The sequence below is a fragment of the Aeromonas oralensis genome (assembly GCF_049665575.1).
Lineage (GTDB): Bacteria > Pseudomonadota > Gammaproteobacteria > Enterobacterales > Aeromonadaceae > Aeromonas > Aeromonas hydrophila.
This window is the reverse complement of record NZ_CP187186.1, coordinates 908,638-931,188: the sequence shown is the minus strand read 5'-3', so window position 1 is coordinate 931,188 and position 22,551 is coordinate 908,638. Positions and strand designations below refer to the sequence as shown.

At 64.5% G+C, this 22,551-nt stretch carries 17 protein-coding genes, 2 pseudogenes and 1 riboswitch; of the genes and pseudogenes, 9 read left to right on the top strand and 10 right to left on the bottom strand.

Annotated elements, in window-relative coordinates:
* Nucleotides 1–33: 33 nt before the first annotated feature.
* The gene (locus ACPDZI_RS04575) at nucleotides 34–2,643 is read right to left on the bottom strand and encodes a glycosyl hydrolase family 18 protein (RefSeq protein WP_438834094.1); all 2,610 of its coding nucleotides are present in this window, start codon (nucleotides 2,641–2,643) and stop codon (nucleotides 34–36) included.
* A 110-nt stretch (nucleotides 2,644–2,753) separates the two neighbouring features.
* A riboswitch (cyclic di-GMP riboswitch) is annotated at nucleotides 2,754–2,841 on the bottom strand.
* Between the two features lie 174 nt (nucleotides 2,842–3,015).
* Nucleotides 3,016–6,516 (bottom strand): annotated as a pseudogene (locus ACPDZI_RS04570) (hybrid sensor histidine kinase/response regulator).
* Nucleotides 6,517–6,736: 220 nt separating this feature from the next.
* Between ACPDZI_RS04570 and ACPDZI_RS04565 the strand changes: the two are divergent.
* A complete protein-coding gene (locus ACPDZI_RS04565; protein ID WP_323933373.1) occupies nucleotides 6,737–7,348 on the top strand; it encodes a DUF2975 domain-containing protein in 612 nt (203 codons plus the stop codon).
* 7 nt (nucleotides 7,349–7,355) lie between these two features.
* Nucleotides 7,356–7,565, top strand: coding sequence for a helix-turn-helix domain-containing protein (locus ACPDZI_RS04560; protein WP_011704909.1), 210 nt, complete (start codon nucleotides 7,356–7,358; stop codon nucleotides 7,563–7,565).
* 84 nt (nucleotides 7,566–7,649) lie between these two features.
* Here the strand turns inward: ACPDZI_RS04560 and ACPDZI_RS04555 are convergent, their stop codons facing one another.
* Entirely contained in the window at nucleotides 7,650–8,789 is a 1,140-nt protein-coding gene (locus ACPDZI_RS04555; protein WP_438834093.1) for a 3-phenylpropionate MFS transporter, read from the bottom strand.
* A gap of 288 nt (nucleotides 8,790–9,077) precedes the next feature.
* Complete coding sequence (locus ACPDZI_RS04550; RefSeq protein ID WP_438834092.1) at nucleotides 9,078–11,171, bottom strand: TonB-dependent hemoglobin/transferrin/lactoferrin family receptor; 2,094 nt, start codon at nucleotides 11,169–11,171, stop codon at nucleotides 9,078–9,080.
* Nucleotides 11,172–11,360: 189 nt separating this feature from the next.
* Here ACPDZI_RS04550 and ACPDZI_RS04545 point away from each other — a divergent pair, with 189 nt between their 5' ends.
* From ACPDZI_RS04545 to ACPDZI_RS04535, 3 genes are read left to right on the top strand one after another with little or no spacing between them, the layout of a single operon-like run.
* Nucleotides 11,361–12,329, top strand: a complete 969-nt coding sequence (locus tag ACPDZI_RS04545) for a ChaN family lipoprotein (protein ID WP_438834091.1) — start codon at nucleotides 11,361–11,363, stop codon at nucleotides 12,327–12,329.
* Between the two features lie 60 nt (nucleotides 12,330–12,389).
* Nucleotides 12,390–12,941: a cysteine hydrolase family protein gene (locus tag ACPDZI_RS04540; protein ID WP_263675403.1), complete on the top strand. Its 552-nt coding sequence runs from the start codon at nucleotides 12,390–12,392 to the stop codon at nucleotides 12,939–12,941.
* Nucleotides 12,942–12,981: 40 nt separating this feature from the next.
* Nucleotides 12,982–13,386: a hypothetical protein gene (locus tag ACPDZI_RS04535; RefSeq protein ID WP_438834090.1), complete on the top strand. Its 405-nt coding sequence runs from the start codon at nucleotides 12,982–12,984 to the stop codon at nucleotides 13,384–13,386.
* 69 nt (nucleotides 13,387–13,455) lie between these two features.
* Here the strand turns inward: ACPDZI_RS04535 and hutZ are convergent, their stop codons facing one another.
* Together hutZ and hutX are read right to left on the bottom strand one after the other, a co-directional pair.
* The gene (gene hutZ, locus ACPDZI_RS04530) at nucleotides 13,456–14,013 is read right to left on the bottom strand and encodes a heme utilization protein HutZ (protein ID WP_438834089.1); all 558 of its coding nucleotides are present in this window, start codon (nucleotides 14,011–14,013) and stop codon (nucleotides 13,456–13,458) included.
* Nucleotides 14,010–14,522, bottom strand: a complete 513-nt coding sequence (gene hutX / locus ACPDZI_RS04525; protein ID WP_011704903.1) for a heme utilization cystosolic carrier protein HutX — start codon at nucleotides 14,520–14,522, stop codon at nucleotides 14,010–14,012. Before hutX ends, hutZ begins: the two co-directional genes overlap by 4 nt.
* 168 nt (nucleotides 14,523–14,690) lie before the next feature.
* Here hutX and ACPDZI_RS04520 point away from each other — a divergent pair.
* From ACPDZI_RS04520 to ACPDZI_RS04510, 3 genes and pseudogenes are all read left to right on the top strand, one after another.
* Nucleotides 14,691–15,529 (top strand): annotated as a pseudogene (locus tag ACPDZI_RS04520) (heme/hemin ABC transporter substrate-binding protein).
* On the top strand, nucleotides 15,526–16,557 hold the full coding sequence (locus ACPDZI_RS04515; RefSeq protein WP_010634923.1) for a FecCD family ABC transporter permease: 1,032 nt from the start codon (nucleotides 15,526–15,528) through the stop codon (nucleotides 16,555–16,557). Before ACPDZI_RS04520 ends, ACPDZI_RS04515 begins: the two are co-directional and overlap by 4 nt.
* Before the next feature lie 14 nt (nucleotides 16,558–16,571).
* Complete coding sequence (locus ACPDZI_RS04510) at nucleotides 16,572–17,360, top strand: heme ABC transporter ATP-binding protein (protein ID WP_102989353.1); 789 nt, start codon at nucleotides 16,572–16,574, stop codon at nucleotides 17,358–17,360.
* Nucleotides 17,361–17,473: 113 nt separating this feature from the next.
* Here the strand turns inward: ACPDZI_RS04510 and ACPDZI_RS04505 are convergent, their stop codons facing one another.
* Nucleotides 17,474–18,100, bottom strand: coding sequence for a YitT family protein (locus ACPDZI_RS04505; RefSeq protein WP_011704899.1), 627 nt, complete (start codon nucleotides 18,098–18,100; stop codon nucleotides 17,474–17,476).
* Between the two features lie 321 nt (nucleotides 18,101–18,421).
* Between ACPDZI_RS04505 and ACPDZI_RS04500 the strand changes: the two genes are divergently transcribed.
* Nucleotides 18,422–19,435 (top strand): NAD-dependent epimerase, encoded by a 1,014-nt coding sequence (locus tag ACPDZI_RS04500; RefSeq protein WP_438834088.1) that lies wholly within the window; start codon nucleotides 18,422–18,424, stop codon nucleotides 19,433–19,435.
* A 5-nt stretch (nucleotides 19,436–19,440) separates the two neighbouring features.
* Here ACPDZI_RS04500 and ACPDZI_RS04495 read toward each other — a convergent pair whose 3' ends face one another.
* The 3 genes from ACPDZI_RS04495 to ACPDZI_RS04485 all read right to left on the bottom strand — a co-directional run bounded on the left by ACPDZI_RS04495 (nucleotide 19,441) and on the right by ACPDZI_RS04485 (nucleotide 22,533).
* Nucleotides 19,441–20,352 carry a DMT family transporter gene (locus ACPDZI_RS04495; protein ID WP_438834087.1) on the bottom strand — a complete coding sequence of 304 codons (912 nt, stop codon included), beginning with the start codon at nucleotides 20,350–20,352 and terminating at the stop codon, nucleotides 19,441–19,443.
* 56 nt (nucleotides 20,353–20,408) lie between these two features.
* The gene (deoC, locus tag ACPDZI_RS04490; RefSeq protein WP_438834086.1) at nucleotides 20,409–21,212 is read right to left on the bottom strand and encodes a deoxyribose-phosphate aldolase; all 804 of its coding nucleotides are present in this window, start codon (nucleotides 21,210–21,212) and stop codon (nucleotides 20,409–20,411) included.
* Nucleotides 21,213–21,273: 61 nt separating this feature from the next.
* Entirely contained in the window at nucleotides 21,274–22,533 is a 1,260-nt protein-coding gene (locus ACPDZI_RS04485) for a NupC/NupG family nucleoside CNT transporter (protein ID WP_029301694.1), read from the bottom strand.
* Between the last annotated feature and the right edge of the window lie 18 nt (nucleotides 22,534–22,551).

The window sequence follows — 22,551 nt, the reverse complement described above, 5'->3', positions numbered from 1 at the left end:
GCCTGGCATGCCCCGATGGATTTTACAGTGAGGTTATTTGCAGCTGGCGGCGCCGATGTCCTGCCAGACGTCGTGCTTGCCGGGCTCGTTGCCGCGGGTCCAGTACTGGGCCTTCCACTGGCGACCGTTGTGGCTGGTCACGTCACCGGCGTTGTAGGCGACGCTGGCATCCCAGCCCAGCTGCACCTGGCTTATCAGCTTCCACTGATCGGCGGTGCGGCTCGGTTCATTGCCCTGGGTCCAGTACTTGGCCTGCCACACCAGCTGGTTGTGGCTCACCTTCTCGCCACCGTTGTAGGTGGTCGAGGCCTTCCAGGCCGGCCAGTTGGCGGCATCCGGATCGGTGGCGTTGCAGTCGCCGCCACCACTGACCGGGGTCACGGTGAGGCGAGTCTTGCCCTGGGCATCCAGTGCGCCGTCGGTCACGGTGACGGTGAGGTCATAACCGGTCTCCACGGTGACGCTGGGGCCCGTCACTACCAGGGTCTTGCTGTTCTGACCGCTGGCGGTGAGCCCGGCCGGCACGCTCCACTGATAGCTCAGGGTGTCGCCGTTGGGGTCGGTGGCGCTGGCGGTGATGCTCACCTGCTTGCCGGCCTGCACCGAGACCTTGTCCTGCACCGTGACGACCGGCGGCAGGTTGGGTTGCGGCGCCTTGTTGGTCACCACCACCTGATCCTTGGCGCTGAGGTTGTGGTCATCGGTCACGGTCAGCTCGAACACCAGATTGACGTCCTGGCTCACCGCATCGACGCTCACCTTGGCCTTGGCCTGGGTGGCATCGCTCAGGGTCGCCTTGGGACCGGAGATCTGGGCCCAGCTGTAGCTCAGCACCGCCCCTTCCGGATCGCGGGAGGAGGAACCGTCCAGCACCAGCTGGGCCGGCCCGGTCACCGCGAGATCGGTGCCGGCGTTGGCCACCGGCGGCTTGTTGACCGGCGGTGTGCTATCGCCGTGGCCCAGCCCCTCGTGCATGGCGTTGAGAATGTCGCCGTTGTCGGCGTCGATTTCCCAGGCGAACAGGCCGCCGAGCTGGTTGGCCAGCACGTACTGCCCCTTGGCCTTGACCGAGCGCTCGTCATCGAAGGTGATGAGCTCGCCGGTGGAAGCCTTGAACACGGACGGTGCCTCGGCCACTTCGTCATAGCTGTACTGCCAGTCGCCGGCCATCTTGCCCTTGGCGATGCCACGGTAGTCGATGACCCCCTTCTCCCAGATCCCTTCCGCTTCGGTCCCCGCAATCGGGCCGGTGGCGGTGCCGGTGAAGGGGTTGTTGCCCTGATACCCGCTGACGCCGGTCCAGCCGCGACCATACATGGCGGCACCCACCACCACCTTGCCCGGCTCGACGCCCTGACCCAGCAGCGCCTTGACCCCCTTGTCGGTGGTGTACTTGGTGTTGGGATCCCAGCTCGACTCGTAGAGCGCGGTCTGGTGACCCAGCCCGGTGTTGGTCCAGGCGCCGTTGAAGTCGTAGCTCATCAGGAAGATGTGATTCATGTATTGCTGGGCGGCGCGATAGTCTACCTTGGCAATCTTGTCACCGCCGGCGCTGATGGCGGAGGTGAGCTCATAGGTGCGACCGGTCTCTGCACTCAGCTCGTCGAGCATGGCGCGCAGCTCCTTCATCAAGAGCACATAGGTTTCGCCGTCGGAGGGGCTGCCGAGGTTGGGGTTGGCCCCCAGGCCCCCCGGGAATTCCCAGTCGATGTCCACCCCGTCGAAGAATTTCCAGGTCTGCAGATACTCCTTCACCGAGGCGACGAAGGTGTCGCGCTTGGTCTTGTCACCGAAGAAGAAGAAGGGGTCGGAGAGGGTCCAGCCACCGATGGAGGGGAGGATCTTCAGGTCCGGATAGGCCTTCTTGAGCGCCATCAGGTTGCCGAAGTTGCCCTTGTAGGGTTCGTCATAGGCGGTGAGATTCCCCTGCCCCATCTGGATGGCGGCCCAGGGATCGTGGATGGAGACCTTGAAGTCCTCGCGCCCGGCACAGGAGCGCTGCAGCGCCTCGAAGCTGCCGGAGATCTCTTTCAGGCTGTCGTTGATGCCGTTGCCACCGCAGATCGGGGTGAAGCCGTAGAGGATGTGGGTCAGGTTCTGGGCCGGGATCTTGTCTACGGTGAACTTGCGACCATAGACTCCCCACTCCACGTAGTAGGCCCCCATCACCTTGCCGGTCTTGTTGACGTAAGGCTTGTTGTTCTCCTTGAGCGGCGCCTTGAGCGGCAGCAGGTGGCTGCCGTCGGTGTCGGCCACCAGGATCTCTTTCTTGTCGGAGAGGGTGCATCCGTCGGCGTTGCACAGCGCCACCTGCATCTGGTAGCGGCCCCCCTTGGTGACCTTGAAGTTGGCGGTGCCGGAGGCGGACGCGGCGCCGGACCACACCTCCTTGCCGTCGAGCAGTACCTTGGCGGTCTGGCCGACATCACCGGACCAGAGGTTCCAGCTCACGCTGACCGGCGCGCCATCGGCGTGCACCTTGACCAGCTTGTTGTAGGAGGTGGCGGCTTGATCCACTTCGACGATAGCGAACTTGGTTTCGCCCCAGCCGATGATGGGTTTGCCGGGGGCGGCAGCGAAGGCGGAGGAGGCACACAGACCCCCGACCAACAACGCCAGTACGGAGGGTTTTGGACTTAACATAGTTGAATATCCTTATTTCGTTCTTGGAATAGATAACGAAAAAGGCAACGCAACCTGACAGGTAACGCAGACAACATCGCACCATGGCTTGGCCCATGGACGAAACAACCTGTGGTGGCCCCGCTATCTTAGGTACTGCTGACCCTTAGACCGGAAGCTTTGCGTCCCGGACTTTCATCCGGTTTGCCTTTTGCACAACTTGATTTGCGACAAAAATAATCGCGACCTGACTATAAGGGAGTCAAAGGAGGGAGGGCAAACCCCCGAGCGGTTATTAATAAACCACTTCTTATCGAAAATGAGCCTCAAACGAGAAGAAAAGGCACTTTTTTGTGTCAGAAAGTGCCGATCTTGCTGGTTGGGGGCCGTCGATTAAAATTCGGACGAATTCCCGGTTTCGTGATCATCATCAAGTTTGGCCGGCCGCAAGATGCTGTTCATCAGCGCCCGCAGCTTGAGCGGTTTGACCGGTTTGCTGATGTAGCCGTAGCCGTGTTCGCGGATCTGCGCCTGCAGCTCGCTCTTGCGATCCGCACTGATGATGATGCCGCCGATGTCGTTGCCGTGGGCGAGACGCAGCATGTGCAGCGCCTGCAGCCCGGTCTTGCCGTCGTCCAGATGGTAATCGGAGAGCACCAGCTGCGGCAGGAAGCCGCCGGCGATGAGATCCTCCGCCTGGGCCAGGCTCTGGGCGCAGACCACCTCACAGCCCCAGCGCCCCAGCAGGGAGTGCATGGCGATCAGGATGTCGCTCTCGTTGTCGATACAGAGTACCCGGATCCCCTCCAGCTGGCTGTCGCGCTGGGTGGGGGCCGCCACCTGCGTCGTTGCGACAGGACGGGTCGCCAGGTTGAGGGTGATGGCAAACACCGAGCCCGCCCCCGGCCAGCTACGCAGGGTCAGGTTGTGGCCGAGCACCAGGGCAATGCCGCGAGCGATGGCAAGGCCGAGCCCCAGCCCCTGCTCCCGCGCGGTGCGGGAGTGATCGAGGCGAGAGAACTCGTCGAAGATAGCCTCCTGCTTGTCGGCCGGAATGCCGGGGCCGTTGTCCCACACCTCGATGCGCACCTTGTCGCCGAGCCGGCGGCAGCCGAGCAGCACCCGCCCGCCCGGGTTGTAGCGAAAGGCGTTGGTGAGGAAGTTTTGCAGCACCCGCCGCAGCAGGCGCACGTCGCTGTAGACCGCGACACCGCTCTCCACCACCGAGAACTGGATCCCCCCGCCTGCGCCAGCACGCCAAACTCCGCCTTGAGGTTGTCGAACACGTCGCGCAGGGCGAAATCCAGTTTCTTGGCCTTGAACTTGCCCGCTTCGAGCCGCGAGATGTCGAGCAGATCGGTGATGAGATCCTCGGTCGCCCCCAGCGCGTCGTCGATGTGGCGGGCGATGCGGGCCGGCTCGTCTCGCCGGCGGCAGCATCTCCAACAGGGAGGAGGTAAACAGCTTGGCGGCGTTGAGCGGCTGGGTCAGATCGTGGCTCACCGCCGCCAGGAAACGGCTCTTGGAGTGGTTGGCCCGCTCCACCTGCTGGTTCACCAGCAGCAGCTGGCGGTTGAGCTCGGAGAGCTCGTGGGTGCGCTCGGCCACCCGCGCCTCCAGGTGTTCGTTGGCCTCGCGCAGCACCCGCTCGGCGTCGCGAAACGGGGTGATGTCGGTAAAGGTCATCACGAAGCCGCCCGCCGGCATGGGATTGCCCTGCATCTCGATCACCCGGCCATCGGGGCGCTCCCGCGCCGAAATGTGCTGGCTGCCGCGCTGCATGAAGGCCACCCGCCGCGCCACGTGGGCCTCGACATCGCCTGGGCCGCACAGCCCCTGTTCGGCGTTGTAGCGGATGATCTCCTCGATGGGGCGGCCCACCTGGATGAGGCCGGGCGGATAGTGGAACAGCTCGATGTAGCGCCGGTTCCAGGCCACCAGTTTCAGCTCCCTATCCACCACCGAGATCCCCTGCCCCATGTGTTCGATGGCCCCCTGCAGCAGGCCACGGTTGAAGCGAAACACGTCGGAGGCCTCGTCCACTATGGTGGCGATCTCTTCGAGCTGCATGTTGCGCCCCTGCAGGGCCGAGGCCAGCACCAGGCGGGCGGACGAGGTGCCGAACACCCCGGCCAGCAGCCGTTCGGTGTGGGCAATCAGCTCGGCGGAGGCCTGCATCTGGGGCGCCAGGGTGCCGCCCCGCTCGCCGGCGAAACGGCCGAAGGCGCGCTTGACCCGGCTAGAGCCGACGAAGCGGGCCGCCAGCATCTCCAGCTCCTTGACCGAGACCCGCGCCTGATAGAGCGCCGTGGTGTCGCGGCTCGGCTTGCCAACGAAGTTGGCCGCCTGCAGCCGCTCGCTCACCGCCGCCTGCGACAGCAGGGAGCCCGCCACATAGCCGATGAGGTTGAGCAACAGGCTCAGAAAGATGCACCAGGCCCCTAGGCTGAGATCGCGAAACGCCGGCCAGTCCGGCGGTGCCAGCAGGGCGGCCAGCGGCGAGCCGGCCAGCAGGCCGCTCTCCGCCAGCAGGGTGGCGAACCAGAGGCTGACCCCGAGAGCGAGACCAAGGTAGACCCCCTTGCGATTGCCGTGCCGCCAGTAGAGGCCGAGCAGCAGCGCCGGCGCAAACTGCGCCACGGCACCGAACGACAGGTAGCCGATGCGCGACAGGCTGGTGAGATCCCCGAGCCAGAGGTAGAGCCCCCAGGCCGCCAGCAGGATCAGCAGGATGGCGCCGCGGCGCACCTGCAGCAGCAGCCTAACCAGCCGCTCATCGCGCCCCTGCTGCCAAAAGCGGCGCAGCAGCACCGGCAGCACCAGATCGTTGCTGACCATGATGGCCAGCGCGATGGTGCAGACGATCACCATGCCGGTGGCCGCCGAGGTGCCGCCAAGAAACGCCAGCAGCGCCATGCCGTCAAAACCGAGCGACATGGGGAGGCTGATCACATAGGTGTCCGAGGCCATGCCGGCCCCCACCCACTGCTTGCCCGCCAGCGCCAGCGGCCAGATGAAGAGCCCCATCACGAACAGGTAGAGCGGAAACAGCCAGCGCGCCCAGTGCAGATCCTGGCCCTGGTTGTTCTCCACCACGGTCACGTGAAACTGGCGCGGCAGGCAGATGACGGCGCACATGGCGACCAGGGTGTAGATGGCGAGCTCCAGCAGACCGCCCGGCGTCACCGCCACCACCGCATCGAGAAAGTCGCTGGCCACCAGGGTGCGGGCCTGGCTCGGCTTGCTGAGGATAAGCCAGAGCGCAAAGCCCCCCACCGCCATGAAGGCAAGCAGCTTGACCACGGATTCGAAGGCGATGGCCACCACCATGCCACGGTGGTGCTCGGTGGCGTCCAGGTGGCGGGTGCCAAACAGGATGCTGAACAGGGCCAGCAGCAGGGCCACGCCGAGGGCCAGCCCGGCGGTATTGCCGGTGGGGCCGGCAGACACAGAGTTGGCCATCAGCAGATCCAGCCCGGTGACGATGGCTTTCAGTTGCAACACCAGGTACGGCAGTATGCCCATGATGGCGATCAGCGCGATCACCATGGCCAGGCGCTGGGACTTGCCGTAACGGGCGGCGATGAAGTCGGCGATGGAGGTGATGTGCTCGCGCTTGGCCACCAGGATGAGGCGGGCCAGCAAGCGCCAGCCAAACAGGAAAACCAGCATGGGGCCCAGATAGATGGGCACAGGTGACCAGGGCGATTCGCTGGCCTGGCCCACCGTGCCGAAGAAGGTCCAGGAGGTGCAGTAGACCGCCAGCGACAGGCTGTAGAGCAGGGGTTGCCCCTTTAAACGGCGACGTTTGTTCTTGTCCGCCACGTAGGCGATCAGAAACAGCAGCCCCAGATAGGAGAGCGACAATCCGATCAGCAACCATCCCTGGTGCATCTGTAACCTCTTGTCCGTGTTGAAGATTCAAGCGCAGCAGCAGCCAGTCTAGAGAGCCGCCCGAAAAATGTCATCTTCTTAATTGCAGCGAGAGTTTATCGTTTCTCAATAAAAAATGGTTGAATAAATATCGAAAAACGATAAACATCTGGCGGTGTTTATTGATAAACAATAATTCGGTGCTGCGCGTGGCCCACCCTTTCACTCCAAGAGGTAAGCAATGAAACACAACAAGCTCGAACGCATGAGCAACCTGATCGAATGGATCCTGCTGTTCGCCCTGCTGGCCACCCCGATCATGACGGTCATGGGGGTCTGGTCCCAGCTGCTCGGCGGCAGCGACTATCTGCAGCAGGAGCTGATCGAGGCACTGGCGGTGCAAGAGAGTTCCACCCTCAACAATGTCCCCCTGACCATGGCACAGCCGGCGCTGGCCAGCACCGCCCCCTCGATTGCCGACTACCCCCTCAGTCTGGGCACCCGTCTGCTGGGCACCCTGGTGATGCTGCTGCCGGATCTGGTGTTCATGCTGATGCTGTGGCAGTTGCTCCAGCTGTTTCGCGGCTATCGGCAGGCCATGCTGTTCACCTTCAGCCAGATCCGCCGCTACCAGTTGATCGGCCTGCTGCTCTGTGTCAGTTTCGTCACCAAAATCATCACCACCCCGCTGCTGGACATAGTGCTCACCCTGCCGGGCCCCGAGCTGCACGGCCAGATCAACATAGGTTCATCGGACTTCCAGTTGCTGCTGGCCGGGCTTATCGTGTCGGCGCTGGCGCTGGTGATGCGCGAGGCCAAGCGGCTGGCCGATGAACAACAACTGACGGTGTGAGGAACCCATGCCCATCATCATCCGACTCGATGCCCTGCTGGCCGAACGCAAAATGACCGCCCGCGAGCTGGCCCTGCGGGTCAACATCACCGAGGCCAACCTCTCCATCCTGAAAAACGGCCATGCCAAGGCGGTACGCTTCTCCACGCTGGAGGCAATCTGCCGCGAACTGGGCTGCCAGCCCGGGGATCTGCTGGCCTTTGAGCAGGAGTCCTGAGCCAGCCGTCACCATGCAACAAGGGGAGCCGAAGCTCCCCTTTTTCGTTGCTGATCAATGTGGTTGCTGACCGGATAAGGCGACTCAGCCGGCCTTCAGCTCACCCTCCCGCAGGCGCAGCACGAACACCGGCAGCACCACCAGCACCATCAGGAAGAAGATGCCGCCCCCCAGCGGTTCGAACAGCAGGCCGCACAGGGTCATCAGGGCGGCCACCGTCATGCCGAGCCCCAGCGCCGCATAGAGCGCCTGGGTCGGGATCAGCTGTTCGGCCGGCAGCTGACGGGTCATGAAGCGCACGGCGCCGAGGTGGCTGATGCAGAAGGTGACCGCATGCAATAGTTGCCCCGCCACCAGCACCAGCAGCTCGGTGGAGGCACCGAGCAGGATCCAGCGCACCACGCAGCCCAGCGCCCCCACCAGAAACAGGGTCTGGGCGCCGAAGCGATTGAGGAAGCGCTTGTCGGCGGCAAACATGCCGATCTCCGCCACCACCCCCAGCGCCCACAGATAACCGATGGTGGTGCCGCTGTAACCCGCCGCCTTCCAGTGCATGGCACTGAAGCCGTAATAGGCGGCGTGGCTGCCCTGCAGCAGAGCCGAGATCAGCAGAAAACGGCGCACCTGGGGGGACTTGAGGGTATCGAGCAGGGAGGCCTTGGCCCGCTCGCCCTGAATGTCCTGCGGCGCCGGGTGCAGCGGCAGCCAGCTCAGCATCAGCATCAGCAGCAGCCCGGCCACCATGGTGTGCAGTATCCAGTCGCTGCCAAAATTCCCCACCAGCGCCCCCACCAGGGTCGAGGCGACGATGAAGGCGAACGAGCCGCACAGGCGCACCTTGCCGTAGTCGAGGTGCGCCTGCACCACCATGCGGGTGGCCAGCGCCTCCCCCACCGGCATCAGGGTCGGGTAGATGAAGTTCGCTACCAGGGTCAGCCCCACCAGCCACCAGAGGTTGTGGCTGAGGTAGAAGCCGAGGAAGGCCAGCAGACTGAGCAGGCAGAGCAGGCGGGTGACCGGCAGCAGGTGCCCCGCCCCCTTGATCTGCCCCATCACCATCAGATTGCCGGCAAAGCGGATCGCCATGCCCGCGCCGAGCAGCAGGCCGATCATCTCGGCGCTGACCCCGATCCCCTCCAGCCAGAGCGACCAGAACGGCAGATAGGCACCATAGACGAAGTAGAAAGCGCCAAAAAACAGGGCTAACCAAGAGAAGGCGGGCATAGATCCTCGACACTGAGAAACGGGGGCACAAATGATAACCGATTTGTCGGTGGGGATCCTGCGATCCCGGGTGGGACGCCGCACAGATAATAATGAAAAACATCAATAGAATTGAACTATTGGCGCAAGGCTGGTGTCTATTGAGTAACACCTCCTCCTGGTTAGTGTTGCAATCCTTCCACCCGCCTTCGGCGGGTTTCTTTTTGGCCGCCTTTTTGTCCGCCATCGGGGGCCCGGTTCCAGCCATGAAAAAGGGGCCCGCAGGCCCCTTGTCGTGGTGTGCACTCATCAGAACACGTACTTGACCCGTGCACTCAGGTTGCGACCCGGCTCGGTCTGGCGGCTGGTGCTGGCACTGGCGCTCTGACCGGTGATGCTCTCGTAGTTGACGTACTCCTTGTCGAACAAGTTGAAGACACCCACGTTGAACTGCAGATCCTGCACCGGCTTGAACTGGGCATAGATGTCCACTACGCCCCAGCCCGCGCTCTTGATGTTGTCGTTGCCCTTGGCATCCTTGCCCACCTTGCTCATGTCGTCGGCAAAGCGCAGGGCGGTGTTGATGTTCCAGTTGGCCTGCTCCAGTCGAACACCCAGGGTCCCCTTGAGCGGGCTCAGGCTGTTGATGTAATTGCCGTCGCCATCCTTGCCCTCGATGTAGGAGAGGTTGCCCCAGACGTTGACCAGACCGTTCAGCCAGTAGTCCGCCTTGGCCTCGGCCCCCTTGGTGGTCGCCTTGTCCAGGTTCTGATACTGATACAGCGCGGTGCGGCCCTCGGTGCCGACCCCGGCCAGCTCGATGAAGTCTTCGAACTCGTTGTAGAAGGTGGCCACTTCATAGCTGAAGCCGCCGGCGCTGCCGCGCACACCCAGATCGATGCCATCGCTGCTCTCGGGCTTGAGGTTCGGGTTGGGCTCGATGCGATAGCCGTATGCCTGGTGGTTCAGGGTGGAGAAGGCGTTGTCATACATGGGGGTCTTGTAGCCGTGGCTGTACTGGGCGAACAGGTTGGCCGCCTCGTGCGCCTTGAACACCAGCCCCAGCTTGGGCGAGAACTCCCCTTCGGAGAAGCGCTTGAGGTTCTCGCCGGTGTAGGCGGGATCCTGATCCGGGTTCATCCGGTAGTAGTCGTAGCGGGCTCCCGGCGTCAGCACCCAGCGCTCGCCGAATTTCAGCTCGTCGAACGCCCACAGGGCGCCGTGCTCGGTGGTGGTGGAAGGGAAGCTCAGCTCGTTGTAGCCGACGAAATCCCCCGGCACGGTCGGCGCCTTGAAGCGGGTCCGCTCGTTGTCGGTGTGCTCATACTCCAGGCCCCAGGCCAGCCGCTGGCTCGCCAGCGCCTTGCTGAACTTCAGCTGGGCGCCCAGGCTCTTCTGCTCGAAACCGTTGTTGTCCAGCGAGTTCTTGGTCACATAGGGGTTGGTCGGCCGCACCGGGTATTTGGAAGAGGCGTACTGATCCATAGTCTGCTTGGTGCGGGCGTAGTAGAGCTTGCTGTCAATGCGATCAACCCAGGGCGCGTTCAGGGCGATGCCGTGATCCAGCACCAGCGACAGGTTGTCGGTCTCCTTGTCGGTGATCGGCTGGTTGAAGACAGAGCCCGCCTTGGTGAGGTCGACGGCATCGGGGTCCTGCCCCTCGTTGAAGTAGTCGACGGTCAGCTTGAGGAACTGGGCATCGCTCAGGTTCCACTGGCTCTTGAACAGCACGGCCTGGCTGACGATGTCGAACTCGTTCTTGTCGTCATCGTAGTTCTGGGTCACCCCGCCGTCACGCCAGGTGTAGCGCAGCAGGTTTTCGAACGCGCCGGCGCGCAGAGCCCCGGTAACGCCGGCCATCTTCTGGTGGCTGCTGGAGGCATAGCCGGTGGTGGCATCCAGGTAGCTGTCGCGACCCTTGAGGAAATCGGCCGCATCCTTGGTGGTGATGGCGATGACGCCGCCCAGTGCATCGGAGCCGTAAGCCGCCGAGGCCGGCCCCTTGACCACCTCGACCTGCTTGATCATGTCGGTGTCGAAATAGCTCTGGCCCACGCCGCCGTTCTTGTAGGCATCGTTCTGGCGCACGCCGTCGCGCACTATCTTGACCCGGTTCTCGCCCATGCCGCGAATGATGAAGGTCTGGGCATCGCCGGCGCCGCCGAGGGCGGTGACGCCCGGCTCGTAACGGAACAGGTCGGCGACGTTGCTCACCACCTGCTCTTCAATCTGTTCGGCGGTGATGACCGAGATGGGGCCGGAGACATCCTCCAGTTTCTGCTCCATCCGAGAGCCACTGACCACCATGACTTCATCTGCTTTCTTGTCCGCCGCAAAAACCGGGGAAGCGAGGCCGGCCGCCACGGCAAGGGCGACCAGCGATAGGGTGTTGTTATGGGCCACTGCAAAATCCTTATTGAGAACTGTTATCAAACAGCTGGCATCTTACCCACCTCTCAACAAAGATCAATAATAAACGAAATCATTCTCATTTTCTTTTGTCATAATTCGGTTCTACACTACGCCCCTCTGTTTTCCCGCCCGCCATGCTGCCATTGTATGGTGCAGGCACCTCATCGCTGCGAGATATCCATGACCCGACTACTGCCCCTGTTCACCCTGCCCCTGCTGCTGGCCGCCTGTGCCACGACGGTCCCTGTCAACGATGCCGGCACCCTCTATCACTATCAGCTCAAGGCCCCCCAGGGGGAGGCGCTGACTCTCGAACAGGCCCTGGCCCGGGTGGCGGATGCCGACATAGTGCTGGTGGGCGAGCTGCACACCCATCCGGCAGTGCACCTGCTGCAGGCCAGAATGCTGGCGGGCCTGGCCGCAGACGGTCGCCCTCTGGTGCTCTCCATGGAGCAGTTCAGCCGCGCCGAACAGCCGGTGCTGGATGCCTACCTGGCCGGTCGCATCGGCGAGGCGGCGCTCATTCGCGACGGCAACGCCTGGCCCAACTACCAGAGCGACTATCGCCCGCTGGTGGAGTTCGCCAAGGCGCACCACCTGCCGGTCATCGCCGCCAATGCGCCCAAACCGCTGGTGAGCTGTGTCGGCCAGGAGGGGCCGGCCTGGCTGGAGCAGCTGCCCACCAGCCGTCGCAGCCAGCTGGCCCGCACTCTCACCCTAGGCGATGATCCCTATCGCCAGAAGTTCATGGCCTCGCTCCATCATGGCGATGCCGACAGCAACGCCCGCCGCTTTGCCGCCCAGACCAGCTGGGACGACACCATGGCCGAGAGCATGGTGGATTACCTGCGCAGCCACCCGGGCCAACGCATCATGCACATTGCCGGCAACTTCCACGTAGAGGGCGGGCTGGGGCTGGCCAGCCGCATCGCCAGCCGCAACCCGGATCTCAAGGTAGCGCTGGTCGTGCCGGAGCTGACGGCGCCGCAAGCGGGTGACGGACAAGCTGCGGCTGGCCGGGTCGCCGACGTGCGGGTCGGCATAGCCCCCCTGCCGGAACGCTGGCTAAATGCCGATGAAATGAAGCAAGATATGGGCGCACTGCATCAATCCCGCAGTCGTGACTGCAGCCAGTGGCTGCAACCCTGACCTTGCGTCTGAGGAGCCCAGTGGCTGCCACCCTGACAAACATTTGCCCAAGGATTTCATATGGATGTGTTACTGGTCATCGACATGCAACAGGGGCTGTTCACCCAGCCTCGCCATCAGGACACTCAGGTCATCGCCAATATCAATCGATTGGCCGAACGCGTGCGGGCAGAACAGGGTCGTGTCATCTATGTGCAGCACGACGAACCTGGCACCGAGCTGGATCCCGCCAGCCCGGGCTGGCAGTTGCACGCCGATCTCGCCCCGCGGGAGCATGACAGCCGGGTACGCAAGACTGCCTGCGACAGCTTCCTCGACACCGAGCTCGGTTTCCTGCTGGCGGAACAGGCGGTGGACAGGCTGCTCATCTGCGGCTGTGCCACCGACTTTTGCGTCGACACCACCTTGCGCAGTGCCGCCGCCCGCGGCTTCGAGGTGGTGGCGGTGACCGACGCCCACACCACGGCGGACAGGCCCCACCTGAGCGCTGATCAGATCATCGAGCACCACCACTGGATGTGGCGTCACCTCAGCCTGCCAAAAGGCAGAAGCGTGACCCTGCTCACGACGGATGCGCTGCTCGGCGCCACCCAACCCGAGCCGGCATGTTAATCTGCCCGCTCTGGAAGCGATCACCCGATTGGAGTCTTGTGTGCGTCTACTCTCTGCCGTTGCCTTCACGCTGCTGTTACCGGCAATCACCGCCTGCTCAGGCCTGCCGGGGCGCCAGCCGGATGGCCCGGCCCCCCTGTTCAGGACCCACATCAACGATGAGGGGAGCAAGCGCTTCACCTTCGAAGCCGCCCCGCTCGATACCCTGCCCACCCGCCTGCAGGACGATGACGGCAGCCGCCTGAGTCGCAGCAAGAGCCTGCTGGAGCGGCGTGAAGCGCTGCAGGATGCCCAGCTCACCCAGGCGCTGGCCGAACGCAAATACTGCCGTGAAGGCTACATAGTGCTCAGCCAGACCTCCTGGAAGATCCGGGGCGAGTGCAACGAGACCGCCACCCGGGCCGACCGCGACACCTTCCCCAACAAGACCTCCTGGCAGGACTGAGCAGCGCCGGACATAAAAAAACGGGCAGCCCCAGGGCTGCCCGTTTTGTCATGTTGTTGATCGCGTAGATCAGACCGGCGCATCGGCCGGGCTGGTCAGCTCGGCACCGTTGTCGACGCGCTTGTGCCCTTCCACCAGGTGAACGAAGTCCACCAGCTCGTCGCCGGAGACCCGGAACGCCTGGCCGAAGCCCTTGACGAACAGTCCCTGCTCGGGCTTGAGGCGAAACAGCACGAAGTCCTTGAGGTTGGAGAGCCCTTTGACTATCTCGCCGAGGCGCCCTTCCAGCGCCGCAATGGCCTGCTCCCAGCGCACGTCGTCGCGGGCCACCACTTCGGCCACCGCATCGAAGGTAAGGCGCTTGCGGGCAAACAGTTCGCGGGCCCCGTTCTCGTCCTCGATCAGCATCAGCGACACCTTGGGCACCTGTTGCAGGTTGCGGGCGTGGCGGGCGATCTCGGAGATGAGCACATAGTAGCCATCTTCCTGCAGCACGAAGGGGGCATAGCTGGCATTGGGGTTGCCTTCACTGTCCACCGTCGCCAGCTGCAGGGTGCGGCAACCGTCGCGAAACTCGCGGATCTCCGGTTGCAGGCGGTTCTGCAGACGCTCCTGACGTTCACTCATGCTTTGACTTCCTCTTGATACTGGTGGCGCAGGGCCATGAAGCGTTCCACCTGGGCCGGCAGCAGCTGACGCTGCTCGTCACGCCCCAGATAGACCTTGAAAATGCAGCGACCACTGTGGCCGAAGAACTGGAAGGAGTGCCCCTCCTTGCCCATGAACAGCTTGCTAACCAGGGCGATGCCGACCACGTTGTCGAGCTTGAGGTGGCCGTGCATCTCGCCGTCGCGCCCCATCAGGTTGTAGTAGCCGCGGGCGCTCTTGCCACGGGGGAAGGGGGCCTTCACCTCGAAGATGGAGCCGTCGGATTCGACGATGGTGGTCACCTGGCCCCAGTCGGCCAGATCCGCCAGCAGGGCTTCGGCCTGCTCGGCGGGCACCAGGGTGACCAGCTCGGCCGGCAGGTGGCGTACCACCTCCCATTCGCTGACGGCCAGCTCGGCGGCGATGGTGGATGGGTGAGCGCTGGGATCTTGTTCCAGCAGCCCATGAATGCGTTGTGCAATGCTCATCGGTTCTCCCTTGGGGTGCCTGTGGCATCCCTGTTCTGTCATGGCGGATACTGTAATGAAGGCCCCAAACCAATGCAATTGATAATCGCTTTCATTCTCAGTGCATTTTTTTCGACGGCTTGATATTCTCGGCGGCAACCCAACTTCATTCACCCTTCGGAGGTTAGCATGGGCCGTCGTTTTGCCCTCGCACTCAGCCTGCTCGGCTGCTCAGCCCTGTCCCTGCCCGTTCTGGCGCAGGAACGTATCGTCAGCATAGGCCCGGCCACCACGGAACTCATTCTGGCGCTGGGCGGTGAGCAGAGCCTCATCGCCACCGACATCAGCAGCCCAGAGCCGAAAAACCTGCCGCGGGTCGGCTATCACCGCGCCCTCGCCGCCGAAGGGATCCTGAGCCTAGCGCCGACCCGGCTGGTCGGCAGCGACGAGATGGGACCACCGCCCGCCCTGGAGCAGCTGCGCCGGGCCGGGGTCGAGGTGGACGTGCTGCCCACCGCCCCCACCCTCGCCAACCTCAACCAGCGCATCGATACCCTGGCCGCCCTGCTCAAGGATCCGGCCGCCGGCACCCGCCTGAAGGCCGAGATCCAGGCCCAGAGCGAGCAGCTGGCCGCCCAGACGAAGCAGAACAAACCGCTCAAGGTGGTCTTCCTGCTGCTGCACAAGGGCCAGCCCACCAGCATCGCCGGCGGCAACACCACCGCCAGCGCCCTGCTCACCCTGGCCGGCGGCGTCAACCCGGTGGCCCAGCTGCAAGACTACAAGCCCGTCTCCACCGAATCCCTGATCGAGCTGCAGCCCGATCTGGTGCTGGTGAGCGGCCGCGACTGGCAGCAGTATCAGGATCCTGAAACCGTGCTGAGCCAGGTGCCCGCCCTCTCCGCCACCCCGGCCGGCAAGAACAGAGCTATCCACGCCATCGACGGTCACGCCCTGCAAGGGGGCTCAGCCTCACCTCGCTGCAGCAGGCCAGCCAGATCGCCAAGTGGATCAAGCTGGGTTCATGATGCGTCTGCCACTGCCCTGGCTGCTGTGCCTCACCGGCGGCGCACTGGCGCTGCTGCTGGTCGGATCCTTGGCGACCGGCCCCATGGCCCTCTCCTTTGGCGAGAGCCTGCGTGCCCTGTTCGCCGGCCAAGGAAGCGGGATTGAGGCCCACAAGCTGCTGATCGTGCAGGAGATCCGCCTGCCGCGTACCCTGCTTTGCATCGCGGTGGGGGGGATTCTCGGCCTCTGCGGCGCCGTGATGCAGGGGCTGTTTCGCAACCCCCTGGCCGATCCCGGCATCATCGGGGTCTCCGGCGGGGCGGCGCTCGGCGCGGCGCTGGCCATCGTGCTGCTGGCCCCCCTCGGCCAGCAGTGGCAGAGCCTGCTCGGCATCGGCCTGCTGCCCCTGCTCGCCTTTCTCGGCGGAGCGCTGACCACCACCCTGGTCTATCTGCTCGGCACCCGGGAGGGGGGCACCTCGGTCACCGTCATGCTGCTGGCCGGGGTGGCCGTCACCGCGCTGTCCGGCGCCGTGATCGGCCTGCTCACCTATCTCGCCGACGATCAGATGCTGCGCAACCTGAGCCTGTGGCAGATGGGATCACTGGCGGCGGGCAAGCCGGTGGACGTGGCGCTGGCACTGCTGACCCTGGTTGCCCTGCTCATTCTGTTCTTGCGCGATGCCAACCCCCTCAACGCCCTGCTGCTGGGTGAAGGGGAGGCCCGCCACCTCGGCATCCAGGTGCAGTCCCTCAAGCGGCGGCTGATCCTGCTCACCGCCGCCGGGGTCGGCGTAGCGGTGGCAGTGGCCGGCATGATCGGTTTCGTCGGCCTGGTGGTGCCCCACCTGGTGCGGCTGCTGGCCGGCCCCAACCACGTCCGGCTGCTGCCGCTCTCCGCCCTGCTCGGGGCCGCCCTGCTGCTGGGCGCCGACATGCTGGCCCGCACCCTGCTGGCGCCGGCCGAGATGCCGGTCGGCATCATCACCGCCCTCCTGGGCGCCCCCTTCTTCATCTGGCTGCTGGTCAAGGGCCGCCGGACGCTTTAACCGGAGGACTCCTCTTGTCTGCTTCATCGACCCTGCTGCACTGCCGCCAGCTCAGCCTCAGCCGGGGCGGCCGCCCCATCCTGGACAGGCTCGACCTCAGCCTGCAGGCGGGCAGCCTCACCGCCCTGCTCGGCCCCAACGGCGCCGGCAAGAGCTCGCTGCTCAAGTGCCTCACCGGCGAGCTGGAACATCAGGGGGAGATCCGCCTGTTTGGTCGGGAGCGGCAGGAGTGGGCCGGCACCGAGCTGGCCCATCGGGTCGGGGTGCTGCCGCAGAGCTCGTCCCTGAACTTCCCCTTCCTGTGCGAGGAGGTGGTGGCCATGGGCCGGCTGCCCCACAGCGAACCGGCCAGCCGGCGCGACGAGATAGTCCGGGCCGCCATGACCCATGCCGGGGTCGATCACCTGGCCGGCCGCCTCTATCCCGGCCTCTCCGGCGGGGAGCGCCAGCGGGTGCAGTTCGCCCGGGTGCTGGCCCAGATCTGGCAGGCACCGGACGAACCGCAGCAAGCCCGGCTGCTGCTGCTCGACGAGCCCACCTCGGCGCTCGATCTCAAATACCAGCACCAACTGCTCACCATGGCGCGCGCCCTCGCCGCCCGCCATACCGCCGTGCTGGTGGTGCTGCATGACCTCAATCTGGCGGCCCGTTACGCCGACCGGCTGGTGATGCTGGAACAGGGCAGAGTGATGGCAGACGGCACCCCGCGCGAGGTGCTGACACCTGATCTCATCGACCGGCTCTACGACTACCCGGCCCAGGTGATCCTCCACCCCGAAAGCGGACTTCCCATGGTGGTGTGATGCGGTGATGGCCGTAGGGCAGATAGCAACAGAGCGCCATCAGGCGCTCTGTTTGTTTGCAAGGCGTGGCAGGCTAATCGCCTACCAAACAGCCTCATATGATTCTTTATTCGTCAAGCGATCTGATAGCGGCCCGGCTTGTGGTTGAGTGTCAACACCAAGTTACAGATGATGGCCGCCACCACGGAGAGCGCCAGGATCCAGGGTTGCACCACGAAGAAAGAGGCGATGACGATGGTGCAATCCAGCCCCATCTGCAGCTTGCCGGCGCGGATGCCGAATCGATCCTGGATAAACAGCGCCAGGATGTTGAAGCCGCCCAGGCTCGATTTGTGGCGAAACATGATGAGCAACCCCATGCCGATCAGGGTACCGCCTATCAGCGCCGCGTAGACCGGCTCAATCTTGCCGATTTGCAGCACGGCGTTGAGGTGATCCGTCATGAAGGAGACCGCCGCCACCGAGACGAAGGTGTTGAGGGTGAAGCGCGGCCCCATCCTCAGCCAGGCCAGGGCATAGAAGGGCAGGTTCATGCCGAAGAACAGCAGGCCGAAGCTCAGCCCCGTCACCTGCTGCAGCAGCAGCGCCAGCCCGGCGGTGCCGCCGGTGAGCAGACCGACCTGATGAAACAGAAAGATGCCGAGGGAGACGAAGCCGGCCGCAGTCAGCAGGGCGATGACGTCTTCATAGAGGGGGTGCGCAGTCCGAACGGAGTGCGCCGAGCCAGGGGTGTTGTCCATAACCGGTATCCAATAGCGAAGTGAAAGAGTGTCTGTTGCCCGTATGGCGGGCGCGAGCCCTGTCCGCAGGGCTTCGTTATGGGGTTCAGTCTATTTTTTGCGACCATGATCACAATAGTTGCCGCCCACGCCCCGTTTTGGTGCCTGTCATTCTCCATTGACAGCCGCTGCACCAAGATGCAGCATGCCGCGCCTGAACCGTCCCCGTCGCGCCGACACGGGCGGTTTGCCATGGCACAGACGCGCCGGCTCTGCTACAAAGCGCGCCCCCCCTTTTCCCATCACCGTCAGGAGCACCATGATCTGCACAGGACCCCAACCATGAAGTATCTGGTCACCGGCGCCGCCGGCTTTATCGGTTTTCACGTGGCCAGACGGCTGTGTGAGGCGGGTCATCAGGTGGTGGGGCTCGACAACCTCAACGACTACTACGAAGTGAGCCTCAAGGAGGCTCGCCTGGCGATGCTGACCCCCTTCCCCCATTTTCGCTTCGTGCAGGGCGAGCTGGCGGACCAGGCCGGCATGGCCGCCCTGTTTGCCGAGGGGCGGTTCGAGCGGGTGATCCACCTGGGTGCCCAGGCGGGGGTGCGCCACTCCCTGGAAAACCCGTTTGCCTACAGCGAGAGCAACCTCACCGGCATGCTGACAGTGCTGGAGGGGTGCCGCCAGCACGGCATCCGGCATCTGATCTACGCCTCCTCCAGCTCGGTCTACGGCATGGGCGAGCAGCTGCCGTTCAGTGCCGATCAGCAGGTGGACCACCCGGTCTCCCTCTATGCCGCCACCAAGAAGAGCGGCGAGCTGATGGCCCACGCCTACTCGGCGCTCTACGGCCTGCCCACCACGGGGCTGCGCTTTTTCACCGTCTACGGCCCCTGGGGCCGGCCCGACATGGCCATCGCCAAGTTCACCCGCGCCATCCTGGCGGGCGAGCCCATCGACGTCTACAACCAGGGCGATCTCAGCCGCGACTTCACCTTCATCGACGACATCGTCGCGGGGATCCTCGCCGTCGCCGAGCTGCCGCCCCACCCCAACCCTCACTGGCACGCCGGCGAGCAGAGCCCGGCCGAGAGCGCAGCCCCCTACCGTATCCTCAACATCGGTCATGGCCAGCCGGTGCGGCTGCTCGACTTCATTGAGGCGCTGGAACAGGCGCTGGACAAGCCCGCCATCAAGCGGATGCTGCCGATGCAGGCGGGCGACATGCACGCCACCTGGGCCGACAGCGAGCCCCTCCACACCCTCACTGGCCTGCGCCCCGCCACCTCCATCAAGGAAGGGGTCGCCGCGTTCGTGCGCTGGTATCTCGACTACTACCAGCCCGCCCGCTGACCCATTCAGGCACGGCGTGCCTGCCGAGCGGGCACCAGCACCATGACCGCCATGGTCAGCAGCACGCCGAGCACTCCCCAGCCCACCTGCCGCCAGATCACCTCCTCCCCGCTCAGCATGCCAATCAACAGCACCAGTACCGGGATCAGGTAGGTGTAGGCCGAGACCTGCTCCGGCTGCAGCACCACGCTCCCCTGCTGGAACAAAAAGAAGCTGAGTGCCGTGGCAAAGAGCGCCAGATAGGCAAGGCCGATCCAGAGCGGCAGCGACACCTGCTGCCAGTCGGTTGTCAGTAGCCGCGGCGCAGCCACCAGGGTGAGCAGCAGGGTGGCGCAGATCAGGGTCCAGCAGGTGAGGTGTGCAAAGGACTCGCCCCGGTAGTAGCGCTTCACCGTTATGGGGTTGAGCGCCATCCCCACGCAGCCGAGCAGATAGATGCGGTTGCTGGGGGTGAGGCTCAGGCTCGCCAGCTGGCTCAGTTCGCCGCGAAAGATGATGAGAGCGGCCGCCACCATGCCCCCCAGCAGGGCGAACGCCATCGACCAGCCGATGCGGCGCTGCAGCACAAGCATGCTGGCCAACGCGCTGATGAGGGGAACCGTGGTGTAGAGCGCGCTGGCATCGAGGGCGCTGGTCTCCTGCAGCGCCACGAACATGGCGACGAAGTAGCAGAGGGCCGGCAGCGAGATGAGGGTATAACGCCCCAGATCCCGCAGCGCAGGCAGCACCAGACGGCGCTGACACGCCAGCAGAATCACGAAGGTGAGCGCCGCCAGCAGGTAGCGCGCCCAGGTGACCACCAGCGGGTCCAGCACCGCGGTGAGGACGCTGCCGATGGGGAAGGAGAGGCTGATGAGCAGGGTGAACAGCAGCACCTTGCCGTGGGCCTGCACAAAATGAAAACGGGGATGGGACATGGCATGCACCTGTGCAAAGGGGCGCCCCGCGGGGCGCCGCACTGGATTGGAATGATTCAATAACTGCCGTCGGCAGCAACCGGCTTCTTGCCCTCGATAGTGGCCAGCAACTGGCCGAGCAGGCTGGAAGCACCGAAGCGAAAATGCTCGGCAACCAGCCACTCATCGCCAAAGTGTGCGGCCGCCATGGCCAGATACTCCCCCGCCTCCTGCGCGCTTTTCACCCCGCCTGCCGCCTTGAAGCCCACCCGGTGCTGCGCATCGCACTCGGCGATAGCTGCCAGCATGGTGCGGCACGCCTCGGGGGTGGCATTGACCGGCACCTTGCCGGTGGAGGTCTTGATGAAATCGGCCCCCTCCTCGATGGCGAGCAGAGAAGCGGCGCGGATAAGCGCGGGCTCCTGCAGCTCGCCGGACTCGATGATCACCTTGAGCAGCCGCGGCCCGCACAACGCCTTGCAGCCGCGCACCAGCGCCCGGGCGGGCGTCTCGTCCCCCGCCTTGAGCGTACGCCAGGGGATCACCAGATCGATTTCGTCGGCGCCATCGAGCAGGGCTGCGCGGGTCTCGGCCAGCACGACATCCAACTGATCGTCGCCGTGGGGGAAGTTGACCACGGTGGCGACCTTGATTTCGGGGGTGCCCTGGGCTGCCAGAGTGAGCCTGGCCAGCCCCACGAAGCGCGGATAGATGCAGACCGCGGCGGTGTTGCCGACGGGGGTCTGCGCCTGGTGGCAGAGGGCGATGATGCGCGCGTCGTGGTCATCGTCATTGAGGCTGGTGAGGTCCATCAAGCGGATGGCCCGGCTGGCGGCCTCGGTAGCAGCGCAGGCAGGTGCAAAAGCAGTAGCTGAAATCATGGAAGGCTCCTGTCGGGATAAGAAGGGGCGCCGCAGCGCCCCGGAACAAGGGATGGGACGCTCAGGCCAGGGAGAAGAAGATCCCGGCGATGGCGGCGCTCATCAGGTTGGAACAAGTGGCAGCCAGCACGGTACGCAGGCCGTAGCGGGCGATGAAGTCGGTGCGGGAGGGACAGAGGGTGCCGAGGCCACCGATCAGGATCCCCATGGAGGCCAGGTTGGCAAAGCCGCACAGGGCGAAGCTGATGATCACCTTGGACTTCTCCTCCAGCACCTGCAGGCCGGCGGCAGTCACAGTGCTGGCGTCTTTCAGGTAGGGGGAGAGGTCGCTGTAGGCCACGAACTCGTTCACCACCAGCTTCTTGCCGATCATGGCCCCGGCGATGCCGATGTCCGCCAGCGGCACCCCGAGCAGGAAGGCGAGCGGCGAGAAGATCCAGCCCAGGATGAGCTCGAGGGAGAGCGGCATGCCCACCATCTCTCCCACCCCGCCCAGCAGGGTGTTGACCAGGGTCACCAGCCCGATCATGGCGATCAGCATGGCGCCGATGGCCGCCGCCAGCTTGAGGCCGCTGCTGGCCCCCTCGCCTGCCGCCGCCAGCACGTTCTCCGGCTTCTTGCCGTCAAACTGGATGCTGTTGTCGAACACATAGTCCGGCTGGCTGGTTTCGGGAATGATCAGCTTGGCAAACAGGATCCCGCCCGGCGCCGCCATGAAGGAGGCGGCCAGCAGGTACTGCATGTCCACACCCATCATGGCGTAGCCCGCCAGCACGGTGCCGGAGACCGAGGCCATGCCGCCGCACATGACGGCGAAGAACTCCGAATCGCTCATCTTGGGCATGTAGGGCTTGACCACCAGCGGCGCCTCGCTCTGGCCGACGAAGACGTTGGCCACCGCCGACATGGATTCGGTCTGGGAAGTACCGAGCAGGCGCGCCATGGCGCCGCCGATGAAGCGGATCACCAGCTGCATGATGCCGAGGTAGTAGAGCACGGCGATCAGCGCCGAGAAGAACACCACCAGCGGCAATACGTTGAGGGCAAACACGAAGCCGATGCCGTCCACCGAGAAGTTGACCAGGTTGCCAAACAGGAAGTGGATGCCCGCCTTGCCGCTTGCCAGCACGGCGTCGACCCCGTGGGCCATCCCCTCCAGCGCCCGGCGCCCCAGCGGTACATAGAGCACCAGGGCACCGATGGCGACCTGCAAGGCCAGCGCCAGCCCCACGGTGCGCAGGCGAATGGCCCTGCGGTTGGTCGATGCGAGCACGGCGATGAGGATCAGCGCCGCCATACCGAGAAATCCTGCTGCAAACATAACTGACCTCCTGGTCGT

What these genes read in the sequence shown, in the direction of transcription:
- ACPDZI_RS04545 (WP_438834091.1), top strand. Translation starts at nt 11,361, where the DNA reads ATGACCCGACTACTGCCCCTGTTCACCCTGCCCCTGCTGCTGGCCGCC.
- ACPDZI_RS04555 (WP_438834093.1), bottom strand. Translation starts at nt 8,789, where the DNA reads ATGCCCGCCTTCTCTTGGTTAGCCCTGTTTTTTGGCGCTTTCTACTTC.
- ACPDZI_RS04495 (WP_438834087.1), bottom strand. Translation starts at nt 20,352, where the DNA reads ATGTCCCATCCCCGTTTTCATTTTGTGCAGGCCCACGGCAAGGTGCTG.
- deoC (WP_438834086.1), bottom strand. Translation starts at nt 21,212, where the DNA reads ATGATTTCAGCTACTGCTTTTGCACCTGCCTGCGCTGCTACCGAGGCC.
- hutX (WP_011704903.1), bottom strand. Translation starts at nt 14,522, where the DNA reads ATGAGCATTGCACAACGCATTCATGGGCTGCTGGAACAAGATCCCAGC.
- ACPDZI_RS04500 (WP_438834088.1), top strand. Translation starts at nt 18,422, where the DNA reads ATGAAGTATCTGGTCACCGGCGCCGCCGGCTTTATCGGTTTTCACGTG.
- ACPDZI_RS04505 (WP_011704899.1), bottom strand. Translation starts at nt 18,100, where the DNA reads ATGGACAACACCCCTGGCTCGGCGCACTCCGTTCGGACTGCGCACCCC.
- ACPDZI_RS04540 (WP_263675403.1), top strand. Translation starts at nt 12,390, where the DNA reads ATGGATGTGTTACTGGTCATCGACATGCAACAGGGGCTGTTCACCCAG.
- ACPDZI_RS04485 (WP_029301694.1), bottom strand. Translation starts at nt 22,533, where the DNA reads ATGTTTGCAGCAGGATTTCTCGGTATGGCGGCGCTGATCCTCATCGCC.
- ACPDZI_RS04515 (WP_010634923.1), top strand. Translation starts at nt 15,526, where the DNA reads ATGATGCGTCTGCCACTGCCCTGGCTGCTGTGCCTCACCGGCGGCGCA.
- ACPDZI_RS04560 (WP_011704909.1), top strand. Translation starts at nt 7,356, where the DNA reads ATGCCCATCATCATCCGACTCGATGCCCTGCTGGCCGAACGCAAAATG.
- ACPDZI_RS04575 (WP_438834094.1), bottom strand. Translation starts at nt 2,643, where the DNA reads ATGTTAAGTCCAAAACCCTCCGTACTGGCGTTGTTGGTCGGGGGTCTG.
- ACPDZI_RS04565 (WP_323933373.1), top strand. Translation starts at nt 6,737, where the DNA reads ATGAAACACAACAAGCTCGAACGCATGAGCAACCTGATCGAATGGATC.
- hutZ (WP_438834089.1), bottom strand. Translation starts at nt 14,013, where the DNA reads ATGAGTGAACGTCAGGAGCGTCTGCAGAACCGCCTGCAACCGGAGATC.